At 47.7% G+C, this 10,985-nt stretch carries 10 protein-coding genes; 5 read left to right on the top strand and 5 right to left on the bottom strand.

The features are described from left to right. Nucleotides 1-301: 301 nt before the first annotated feature. From lpdA to gcvPA, 3 genes are read right to left on the bottom strand one after another with little or no spacing between them, the layout of a single operon-like run. Nucleotides 302-1,672 (bottom strand): dihydrolipoyl dehydrogenase, encoded by a 1,371-nt coding sequence (gene lpdA, locus ACP5N5_RS03285; protein WP_276813921.1) that lies wholly within the window; start codon nucleotides 1,670-1,672, stop codon nucleotides 302-304. Beyond that, complete coding sequence (gcvPB, locus tag ACP5N5_RS03280) at nucleotides 1,669-3,234, bottom strand: aminomethyl-transferring glycine dehydrogenase subunit GcvPB (RefSeq protein ID WP_012607965.1); 1,566 nt, start codon at nucleotides 3,232-3,234, stop codon at nucleotides 1,669-1,671. Before gcvPB ends, lpdA begins: the two co-directional genes overlap by 4 nt. After that, nucleotides 3,234-4,652 carry an aminomethyl-transferring glycine dehydrogenase subunit GcvPA gene (gcvPA, locus tag ACP5N5_RS03275; RefSeq protein ID WP_428132907.1) on the bottom strand — a complete coding sequence of 473 codons (1,419 nt, stop codon included), beginning with the start codon at nucleotides 4,650-4,652 and terminating at the stop codon, nucleotides 3,234-3,236. The genes gcvPB and gcvPA overlap by 1 nt, the downstream gene beginning before the upstream one ends. Before the next feature lie 98 nt (nucleotides 4,653-4,750). Between gcvPA and gcvT the strand changes: the two genes are divergently transcribed. The 5 genes from gcvT (at nucleotide 4,751) to ACP5N5_RS03250 (ending at nucleotide 9,348) form a co-directional block, all read left to right on the top strand. Further along, nucleotides 4,751-5,860 carry a glycine cleavage system aminomethyltransferase GcvT gene (gene gcvT, locus ACP5N5_RS03270; protein ID WP_428132903.1) on the top strand — a complete coding sequence of 370 codons (1,110 nt, stop codon included), beginning with the start codon at nucleotides 4,751-4,753 and terminating at the stop codon, nucleotides 5,858-5,860. Between the two features lie 99 nt (nucleotides 5,861-5,959). Further along, nucleotides 5,960-7,258: a serine hydroxymethyltransferase gene (glyA, locus tag ACP5N5_RS03265; RefSeq protein WP_428132916.1), complete on the top strand. Its 1,299-nt coding sequence runs from the start codon at nucleotides 5,960-5,962 to the stop codon at nucleotides 7,256-7,258. Nucleotides 7,259-7,294: 36 nt separating this feature from the next. Continuing rightward, a complete protein-coding gene (gene gcvH / locus ACP5N5_RS03260; protein WP_042667298.1) occupies nucleotides 7,295-7,723 on the top strand; it encodes a glycine cleavage system protein GcvH in 429 nt (142 codons plus the stop codon). A gap of 58 nt (nucleotides 7,724-7,781) precedes the next feature. After that, nucleotides 7,782-8,486, top strand: coding sequence for a deoxyribose-phosphate aldolase (gene deoC, locus ACP5N5_RS03255; RefSeq protein ID WP_083757821.1), 705 nt, complete (start codon nucleotides 7,782-7,784; stop codon nucleotides 8,484-8,486). A gap of 1 nt (nucleotide 8,487) precedes the next feature. Then, nucleotides 8,488-9,348 (top strand): spermidine synthase, encoded by an 861-nt coding sequence (locus ACP5N5_RS03250; protein WP_042667297.1) that lies wholly within the window; start codon nucleotides 8,488-8,490, stop codon nucleotides 9,346-9,348. Between the two features lie 36 nt (nucleotides 9,349-9,384). Here ACP5N5_RS03250 and ACP5N5_RS03245 read toward each other — a convergent pair whose 3' ends face one another. Both ACP5N5_RS03245 and ACP5N5_RS03240 read right to left on the bottom strand, forming a co-directional pair. Continuing rightward, nucleotides 9,385-10,257 (bottom strand): DUF4350 domain-containing protein, encoded by an 873-nt coding sequence (locus ACP5N5_RS03245; RefSeq protein ID WP_428132890.1) that lies wholly within the window; start codon nucleotides 10,255-10,257, stop codon nucleotides 9,385-9,387. Beyond that, entirely contained in the window at nucleotides 10,250-10,762 is a 513-nt protein-coding gene (locus ACP5N5_RS03240; RefSeq protein ID WP_276813928.1) for a hypothetical protein, read from the bottom strand. The genes ACP5N5_RS03245 and ACP5N5_RS03240 overlap by 8 nt, the downstream gene beginning before the upstream one ends. Nucleotides 10,763-10,985: the final 223 nt, after the last annotated feature.

The raw sequence follows: 10,985 nt of genomic DNA, 5'->3' as shown, positions 1-10,985 counted from the left end.
CTGGAGGGGGATGCATAATATTATTCATTATACCTATATGCTTCGGGTTCGGTGAACACTCCACAGAACTCCTATTTATCTCTCTGCTACTAGCGCTCGCATTGACAGTAATATTATTGATCACCGTGTTCTCCACATATAAGAGATCACGCTGGAATCAGGATCTGTAAAAACGGAAACCCGACTAGGAAACATATTCTATTGAAGAAGCCCAGTCTTTCACCCTATACAGATGAATGCTGTATGACTGGATATGAGGTATTGAAAAATATTATTGATGTAGTTGCTAAGAGTGAAAAACCTACTTCTTGAGTAAGTGTACTGGATTACCCAGCAAGTACTCGGCGAAGTCTCTAAGGGACTCAGATACTGTTAGATGCGGGTAGGGTATCCTGGAGATGTCTCCAAAGCCTATTTTACCAAGGTATAATGGTATATATGCCGAGATAACCTCTGAAGCGTTGGGGGCAACTATATGTACTCCAAGTATCTTCTCCTGCCTCTCATCGAGCAACACCTTTATGAAGGATTGCTTGCCGCCCTTAATCTTAACCGCTGAGAGATAGTAGGCCGGTATCCTCACCTTAACATATTTCACTCCCCTGCTTGTTAACTCCTTCTCGGTGTAACCTATTGACGCGATTTCGAGCCCTGTGAATATAGTGGAGGGTATGGATGAGTAGTCTATATGGAAGCCCTCCTCACCACTCATCCATCTAGCCGCTGAAATACTCTCTAATATAGCCTTGTGAGCGAGCAGTGGCCCCCCGACAACATCGCCTGAGGCGTATATGCCTGGTATGCTTGTCTCCTGTCTCTCATTTATCTTTATGAAGCCCTTCTGATCCAGTGCTATATTGTTCTCAACTAATCCAGCTTCCCTGGTTCTAGGCTTTCTCCCAGTTGCTATTAATACCTTATCCACCTCAAGCTTCAAGCCGTTTGAGAGCTCTGCTAAATATTTGCCACCAGTCTTAGTCATGGATTTAACCGTTGTCTTCTCATATATCTTCACACCCCTTGAAGAGAGATGCGTCTTCAACGCTTGCGCGACATCCCTATCCATTGTAGGCAGTATGTGATCCATTAACTCTACTACTGTAACACCTACCTTGAAAGAGGAGAGGATATTGGCTAGTTCGACGCCTATTACTCCACCACCGATTATTAATACTTCACCGGGTTTCTCCCTCATGTAGAGGGCCTCCCTGTTACTTATTATTCCCTCGCCGTCGAATGAAACCCCTGGTATTGGTGAGGGATCTGTCCCTAGGGCTAGAAGTATTTTACCGGCTTCAATCCGCCTCTTCTCTTCCCCGGCACTAATAACTATCTCACGCTGTGTCTTGAGGATGGCCCTGCCCTCTATTACGTCTATCCCGTGTGACTCGAATAAACCCTTAATTCCCTCCCGGCTCTCCCTCACTACCTGTGATACCCATTCAACCAGGTTTTCCCATTTAACCGAGGCTTCACCACCGATCTTCTCAATGCTCCTAATGGCCTCAGCTACCTGGTAAAAGGCTTTACTGGGTACGCATCCGTAGTTAGTGCATTCTCCACCGATCAAGTGTTCCTCTACGACTGCAACCTTTAAGCCCTTCTGAGCCAGGTATATCGCTCCCGGGTAGCCTCCCGTGCCGGAGCCCACTACTACCGTGTCATATCTCACTGAATTTCTCCCCTCATCCTCCTGACATGTACTCTCCATGTGGGTGTGACATGCTTGGGGTGATTAGCCTTGAGAACATCAACTCTTCCAACACTAGTGTTCCTTGGCCATGTCTTAGGTTCGCTTGGATTGCTGTAGGCTATCTTACTGATCTCCTTGAGTCTCTCAGCATACTTCTCAACGTTCTCCGGTGTCTCGGTCTCAGTGAACTCTGTCATTAATGCTTCCTTGACTATTAGCGGGAAGTATATGGTTGGAGCATAGAATCCAGCGTCCAGCAGTCCCTTCGCAACGTCTTCAGCTGTTACCCCAACCTCGTCAGTCATGGGCTGCGCGCTCAGAACTACCTCATGCTTCCTGAAGCGTCCTCTACCATATGGTATATTATATCCTTTCACGTTCTCCATGAGCTTCATGAAGTAGTTGGTTATGAGTACAGCGTGCTCTGTGACCCTTCTTAATCCCTGTGGACCCATGCTAAGGATATATACGTAGCCCCATATCAGCGGCGTTATATTACCGAAGAAGGCCTTAAGTAATCCAGTACTATATTCCCCGGGTCCCTTCACCCTGTACAATCCCGTCGACTCATCATAGACGACCCTGTAGCCTGGTGCAAGATCCGAGAGCATTATATTCTTTTCACTATCGACAACCCTATCCTTTATACAGATTGGCCCGGCTCCAGGGCCTCCTCCACCATGGGGTGCCCCGAATGTTTTATGTATATTCAGGTGAGCTATATCGAAGCCCATGTCACCGGGTCTCGCGTAACCCATTATCCCGTTGAGATTTGCCCCGTCATAGTATATTATTGCGTCATGCTTATGCAGGAGCTCTGCTATCTCTAGTATGTGTTCCTCGAATAATCCTAGAGTGCTTGGATTAGTTATCATTAATCCAGCCGTTGACTCCCCCACAACGGATTTCAACGCCTCCATATCTATGTTGCCATCCTCAGCAGATGGGATCTCTATAACTCTGAAACCAGCCATCGCCGCGCTAGCTGGGTTTGTTCCATGCGCGCTGTCAGGTATTATTATATCTGTCTTCTTATCCAGTTGATTCTTTACCTCATGATACCTCCTTATAGTTAATACACCGGCTAGCTCCCCATGTGCCCCAGCCGCTGGATGCAATATGCATGTATCCATACCTGTTATGTTTGCAAGCCATTTCTGGAGCTCATACAGGATCTCCAGTAATCCCTGAACCGTTCTCTCATCCTGTAAGGGGTGTAGATTAACTATCCTTGGATCGCCGGCTATCTCCCAGGCTATCCTCGGGTTATACTTCATAGTACATGAGCCCAGGGGGACGGGACCGTTGTCTACCCCGTATGCTGCTTGAGAGAGGTTTGTGAAGTGCCTTACAACCTCGACCTCACTTAGCTCGGGGAGCTCTGGATCCCTTGTCCTCTTCATTTCCGGTGGTATGTCTATACTGCCCACGCGTTTCTTCGCTGCATCCTCTGGCTCCGGTACCAGGAAACCTATTCTACCCTTGCTCCCGAGTTCGAATATTAATGGCTCCCAGTTCCTAGCCTGTCTGAACCTGTTCATTACATTCCCACCTCCCGGATCACCTTACCGAGTACCTCGATTAACCTATCTATAGCCTTTACGGAGTGTAGTTCCGTGAAGGCGTAAAGGGCTGTCTCACCTAGTTCAGGATAATACCCGCCTATGTAGAGTCCTCCATGTAACCCGTGTTCAAGTAGTTTCTCATGTATCACCGAGTACTTGACCCCTGCTTCATTGAATGAAATGGGGAATTCATTGAAGAATTCAGCCTTGAAGACCCTTCTCAAGCCGATCTCGCTTATCCTGCTTGCAGCGTAGTGAGCCCTATAGTATATAAGTTCAGCCAGCCTTCTAAACCCTGTCCTACCCAGCAGAGCCATGTAAACGGCTGCTGCCACGGCCATCAATGCCTCATTAGTGCATATGTTAGACGTAGCCTTCTCCCTCCTTATATGCTGCTCCCTCGCCTGCCACACCATCGCGAATGCTTTATCTCCCCCATCAATGGTAGTCGTCAACCCTATTATCCTCCCAGGCATCTGTCTAACCAGGTTCATATCGTATTTGATGGCGAATATCCCGAGATGAGGGCCGCCATAGTTCATGCCTAATCCAAGTGATTGCCCCTCGCCTACAGCAATATCGGCATCTAGTTCACCAGGGGGCTTAAGGATCCCGAGGGCCACTGGGTACACACCTGTGATGAATAATGCCTGCTTCTCATGGGCTATCTCGCCAATGGCTTTAGCCTTGTCCTCCACGATACCGAAGAAGTTGGGGTACTGGATGTATACTGCTGCTGTATCATTATCGATCATTGATTTAAGCGCTTCCACATCAACTGTGCCCAGCTCCCTATCATAGGGTATGGTTTCCAGCTTTAATCCATGAGGCTTGACATATGTTTCCACAACCCTTTTATGGAGGGGGTTCATGTTGGCTGGTAGCAGGATCTTCCTTCTCCCCTTTCTAACTCTGAAAGCCATTAATACGGCCTCGGCAATGGACGAGGACCAATCATACATTGATGCGTTAACTATATCCATCTCAAGCAGCTCAGCCATCATGCTCTGATACTCGAAGATTGCCTGCATTAATCCCTGAGATATCTCGGCCTGGTAGGGTGTGTATGCTGTGAGAAACTCCCCTCTTGAGATAATGTATTTAACAATGGGAGGCACGTAGTGAGGGTAGACCCCTCCACCCATAAATGGCGGGGGATTGAAAACCCTGTTTTTAGCCAGCTTTTCATCAACGATCTCTTTGGCCTCTATTTCGGATAAGGGCCTTCCCACACCTATCTCCAGTCTATTCCACTCGTCTTCCCCTAGCAGTACCTCCCTTGGTATATCGTTGAAGAGCTCGGTAATGCTTTTAACGCCAATTACATCCAGCATTTTCTTAAGCGATTCCTCGGTGGAACCAGGTATCCAAGGATGAGGCCTCGTTTCAACCACCCAGTAAACAAATAATGGTTTCGAGGTATATATAGTTATAACTGTGTATGGAACCTATAAATACTTAGATAGATAAATTAAAACTATGGTGTATAAAAATGTCCAGGATACCTTTACTCGAATACTATATTGAGAAAGGGGCTGAAACAGGTTTATTCGGGGAATGGGAGGTACCATACCGCTATACCAACGCTATCGAGGAGCATATGGCTGTGAGAACGAGCGTCGGGCTCTTCGACGTATCCCACATGGGGAGAATATTGTTAAAAGGCCCCGATGTATTACCATTCGCCCAGTACATATACACTAAGGACATCAGTAAGACGAAGGAGCACTTTATGAGCGGCCCGATGCTAGCATTGAATCAATGGGCTAGAGTAAAAGATGATGAAATGATGTATAAGGTAAGCGATGAAGAATGGCTCCTGGTAACAAACGCCTTAGCCAGGGAGTCAATGCTAAACTACTTTGAGAAAGTAAAGGGTGAGAAGGGGTTCAGAGTTGAGATAGCGGATTTAACGTTCAATTACTCCATGATAGCACTGCAAGGTCCCCGTGCAGCCGAAGTAATGGAGTCGCTTGGAGCAAAGTGGGCGGGCGACCTCAAGGTCCTGGAGTTCCGTATGAATGAGGAGATACATGGGGTCAAAACCTTCTTAGTGAGTAGAAGCGGATGGACTGGTGAGGATGGATTCGAGATCTGGGGTGAGCACGGTGAGATGAAGAAGCTGGTTGATCTACTTGTCTCGAAAGGGGTTAAACTAGCCGGGTTAATAGCCAGGGACACCCTGCGTATAGAAATGGGCTTCGTGCTGGGCGGGCACGAGTACGGTGAGGACCCTGTGAAATTCCCATGTGCCCTAAGCCTGAGATACGGTCTCGGCGCGATCACATGGGAGAAGAGGGGCTTCGTAGGCGAGGAAGCATTAAGGGCCTGTAGACGTGAAGGTGTTAGATGGATTAGAGTAGGGTTAAAGCTGGGTAAGGAGGCCGGGAGACTGTTTCCACGGCAGGATGCTGGGGTATACTCTGATGATGTATGGGTTGGATGGGTTACCAGTGGAACCTACTCCCCAGTCCTCAACAGAGGTATAGCGATGGCTTATGTGGACGCTAGGTACGCTGTATTCGGTGAGGAGTTAGCAGTGGATATAAGGGGGAAGCGATACCCTGCTAAAATTGTTGACTTTCCATTCATAAAGAAATGAGTATTTATAGGATCGTTAAGACATAGTAAGGTAAATGTAGGTGGATTGAAATTGGTATATGAATCAGGTGAAGCCCTAGGCATAGATGCTCTTAGAGAAATGTATCCAGACCTCAACCAGGTATTAAGCATCACCATAAACCACACGGTATGGAGGAAGCGGCAAACAATAAACATGATTGCAAGCGAGAATGTTATGTCACCCCTTGCAATGCTCGTGTACCTGAACGACATGATGCATAGGTATGCAGAAGGGAAGCCGTATAAGAGGTTCTACCAGGGGCTCATATACGTTGATGAGTTAGAGGTTAAAGCCCAGGAGTTAATGGGTGATCTCCTAGGCACTAAATACGTGGATTTAAGACCTATAAGCGGTACGACAGCGAATGCGACGGCCTTTAGAACATTCACGAAGCCAGGTGATAAAGCAGTAGTTGCCCCTGTTCAAGCCGGTGCACACGTAAGTCACACCAGGTATGGGACCCTTGGGGCGCTGGGCATAGAGCAGATTGAGATGCCGTTCAACATAGAAGAGTGGAATATAGATGTTGATAAAGCCAGGAAGCTCATTGAAGAAGTCAAGCCGAAGATAGTGACTCTGGGCGGCTCACTCTACATATTCCCGCATCCAACCAAGGAGATCGCTGAGGCAGCGCACAGTGTGGGGGCTAAGGTAATACATGATGTGGCACATGTCTTGGGCTTAATAGTTGGAGGTGTATGGGAGAACCCGTTGAAGCTTGGGGCAGATGTAATCACCTCGTCAACGCATAAGACATTCCCAGGTCCACAAGGCGGAGTATTCGCTACCTCAAACGAGGAGGACTATAAGGAAATGGGTAAAGTCGTCTTCCCAATGTTCGTCTCCAACCACCATCTCCATAGATTAGCTGCAATGGCTGTTACAGCAATAGAGATGAAGCTCTGGGGCTCCGAGTACGCTAGGCAGGTGGTTAGAAATGCTAAAGCACTAGCGGAGGCCCTTGCAAGCGAGGGCTTTAAGGTTGTGATGGAGAGCAAGGGTTATACCACGAGCCACCAGGTGGTAGTAGACGTTGCAGAGCTCGGCAGAGGCACCAAGGTAGCTAAGCTACTAGAGGACGCCTACATCATAGTCAACAAGAACATGCTACCATGGGATAGGCCGGAGGATGTCAAAGATCCAAGCGGGCTGAGACTTGGAACCCAGGAGTTAACCAGGTGGGGTATGAAGGAGGGCGAGATGAAGGAGATAGCTAGGCTCATGAAGATGGTTGTGATAGATAAGAGGAGCCCAGCTGAAGTGAAGGAGAAAGTCATGGAGTTCAAGAAGGAGTTCATGGAGATACACTACGGCTTCAAGCTGACGAGGGAGGATGAGGTAAAACTATTAAAGATAATGCTTCATGCGGAAACTTAATATTATCCGGCCGCATAGCTATACATGGTGGGATATATGAGTGAAGTTATTGTAGAGGTTAAGGGTAAGAAATACGTTGTTAAAACGGATAGAAGGTACACTGAGACAGATGAATGGGCTCTCCTCGAGAACGGGAGGATCAGGGTGGGTATAAGCGACTATGCTCAGAAGGAGCTCAAGGACATAGTCTCGGTTGAGCTACCCGAGGTCGGGAGAGTAGTGAGGAAAGGGGAGGAGCTGGGTATAATAGACTCCATTAAGGCATCGTCATCGTATTACGCGCCGGTGAGCGGTAGGATAGTAGAGGTAAATGAAGAGCTATCCACGACCCCGGAGCTCCTTAATAAGGACCCCTATGGAGCCGGGTGGATCATCGTTATCGAGCCATCGAACCCGAAGGAGTATGAGGAGCTATATACTCCTGAGAAATACTCTGAGAAAATAAGGAGCGGGAAACAACACTAGTTTTTTTAACTCGTTTCTGATTCACTTGATAACCCCGAGAAATAAAGAGGTGTTGTACTTGTTTACACAGTTTGTTGAGAAGCTGAGTGTGAGAGAGCTGGCAGGCATGATTGATCATACTTTACTGAAGCCCGAGGCTGATTTAAAGCTACTTGATAAATACATCGAGGACACTAGGAGATACGGGTTTAAACTACTCATGATCCCCCTCTCGCTCGTTGAGTACGTGAGGGAGGTAGCTGGTAGAACAATAGATGTTGGCGTGGTAGTAGGCTTCCCACTCGGTAACACATCTACAAGAGTTAAAATAGCTGAGGCCGTTGAAGCTGTTGAGCAAGGTGCCAGCGAGATAGACATGGTTATGAATATAAACTTATTCAAGTCGAGGAACTATGAGTACGTTAAGAGGGATATAAGAGGAATTGTTGAGGCAGCTAGGTCCAAGGGGGCTAGAGCCGTTAAGGTGATCATTGAGACCGGGTTGCTCAGTGACGAGGAGAAGAGGAAGGCGACAGAGCTAGTCGTGGAAGCAGGGGCGGACTTCGTGAAAACATGTACGGGGTTCCTTGGATCAGTTGCAACAGTACATGACGTAGATATATTGTATAAGGCGGCATCCGGTAAGATAGGTGTGAAAGCGTCTGGTGGTATAAGACGCGGGCTGGATGCCCTAGCATTAATAGCTGCAGGCGCATCTAGGATAGGTACTAGTTCAGGGGATAAGATAATCGAGGACTTTATAAGGATTAAGGAGGGGAAGTAGGGTGTCCGGTGAGGAGGGATTATGCTTATTTGAACCAGCCGGTAGATCATTCAAGCTATTATTAAGGGTCCTCAAGGTATACGCTGTTGAGAAATCGCCATACCAGGAGATAATATTCGCCGAGCTAGATGGCTTCGGTAAGGCGCTTATAATAGATAACTTTATACAGAGCACGGAAGCCGATGAAGCATTATACCATGAACTACTCGTCCACCCAGCGATGGTGCTCCACCCGAAGCCATCTAGGGTTCTAATCATCGGTGGCGGCGAGGGGGCAACGCTCAGGGAGGTCTTAAAGCATAATACTGTTAAAGAAGCCGTAATGGTGGATATCGATCCCGTGGTGGTAGAGTTCTCGAAGAAGTACCTTGAACACATGCACCAGGGGAGCTTCAATGATCCGAGGTCAAGGGTGTTCATCATGGATGGATTGAAATACGTGGCCGAGGCACCCGACAAGTACTTTGATGTGGCAATAATGGATCTCACGGATCCTTACGCAGGCGAGGCGGCGAAGCCCTTATACAGTGAGGGATTCTACAGGAGCGTTAAAAGAATACTGGGGGATAACGGTGTTCTAGTCACACAGGCTGGAAGCAGCTACTTCTATACAAGCGAGTACGACTATGTGGCCGGTAATATTAGAAGGGTCTTCAAGTATATGGCGGAGTATAATATATGGATACCCAGCTTCGGGCTAAACGTCAACTTCATCATCGCATCAGATACCCTAGACCCGAGGAGTATTACCCCAGGAGACTTCGATAAAAGACTCATGGAGAGAGGGGTGAAGACAAGGTTCATTAATGGCGAGCGGTACAACGGTTTATTAATGTTCGGTGTATTGAAGCCTCTACACTGATTCTCTTTTTGAAATATACATGCTACGCCACCCCTTTTAACGCCGGGGGATCCGGCTGTGAGATATTGAGAGTCCTAGTTTTAAAAGCACTGCTGTAAGAATTGTGAGTATTATCGTTAGCACCGCGAGGAGCTTTAGGAGGGGATTACGTATATATAGTATGGATTCGAAGGCATCTGATGCTAATAGTATGAGTCCCCTGATATACTGTGTAATCACGCTGGTCGATGAATAAGCATATGTCCTGCCACCCTCGTATACCACAAGATCCCTCCCATTGCTCACAATATCTATGAATAACCTGTTACCGTACCAGGCCCCGCCCTTTGATAAAACCTCGTTGATAACCAGGCTTGAATCACCTATCGCGATAACCGTTCCCCTACCTATGCTACGGCTTAAACCGGTTGTCTTATCATTGACGCGGCATAAGACCGTGTAGTTGCTTGTCGAATACACCACGGTGTACACGTTGAAAACAACCTTTATATTCGCGTTCCCCACACTGCATACACCAGTAGCTATCTCCTGTATAGCCGACGTGTCCCCCAAATATATATCGAAGCCCCGTAACAACTCCTCGGTATTCATGGTCTCATCCATCACAATGAGTAGTCCTCCATCCTCGATCCATTGCCTGAGCCGGGGTGAGGCGTCCACACGTGTGTCTGGCCCCACGATTAACAGGGCGTGTTTGCCTGGGTCATATCTATAGATATCGTCTAAGGAATAGATGATGTCCACCCTCCTCTCCAATGCCTCACTACTGGTGAAGATAGTGAGTCCACCAGGCATGTTATTGTATACTGAGGGAGGATCCCCAACTAGCTCCCCTCTTATCCGTACCCCAGAGTACCCGGTTATAAGTAGTAGCAGGATGAATACGCCGAACCAATATACTTTAACCACTTGATCCACCTCCCTCCTCGATGAGTCTAACAACCTCTAAGGCATCATCTCTATGTTGATCACCGTAGACAACGTCTTCATATACCTCGCTAAACCTCTTCAAGACCATGGAGATCCTTAGACGAGCCAGCTCCCTCGGCGTACACGTGCCGCATCCATGGATACTCCTAAGCTTTCTCAGGGTGCGCCATAGTATCTCCTTGACCCCTGTATAGGAGTACTGTATTCTCAGGTCATCCTCCTTGCTCACGGAGATCTTAAACATGGTTGAACCCTGGGGCATCCTCGTCGAGGCAATGGATAATATGAGTAATGCTATTATGAGTAGTGAGGCGGCTGCAAGTAGTATGAGCAGCGGCATCGATACACCTTGCTGCAGGGGGCCCGTCATGGTGCCATGAATACCCGTGGTCGTGGTTACAACACTATGATTCATGCCTGGGGCAGGGTTTTCACCAGGGGTGATCACGGGCTCGGGGAGCGGTAGGTATCTCGGTGAACTCAATTGATTCTCCCTTCCCACCAAGGTAACCTGGTTTTATTATATGGATACTGGATATAATATTTTCATGCACCACAGGCTATACTCTAGCGGTATCAACGGGTCTGGTAGTAGGATCACCGTTCACGCTCATCCTGAAGGCGTGTAGTCGCGGGATAATCTTTTTATCTTCCGGGCTTGACTAGAGATTATTGATATTTGCCTGGTGGCTTCTATGGATAGAAGG

The sequence above is a fragment of the Desulfurococcus sp. genome (assembly GCF_049970475.1).
Taxonomy (GTDB): Archaea; Thermoproteota; Thermoprotei_A; order Sulfolobales; family Desulfurococcaceae; genus Desulfurococcus; species Desulfurococcus amylolyticus.
This window is presented reverse-complemented; position numbering and strand designations above follow the sequence as displayed.

Coding starts and splice junctions, on each gene's coding strand:
- gcvPB (WP_012607965.1), bottom strand. CDS start 3,234: ATGAACAGGTTCAGACAGGCTAGGAACTGGGAGCCATTAATATTCGAA.
- gcvT (WP_428132903.1), top strand. CDS start 4,751: ATGTCCAGGATACCTTTACTCGAATACTATATTGAGAAAGGGGCTGAA.
- glyA (WP_428132916.1), top strand. CDS start 5,960: ATGTATCCAGACCTCAACCAGGTATTAAGCATCACCATAAACCACACG.
- gcvH (WP_042667298.1), top strand. CDS start 7,295: ATGAGTGAAGTTATTGTAGAGGTTAAGGGTAAGAAATACGTTGTTAAA.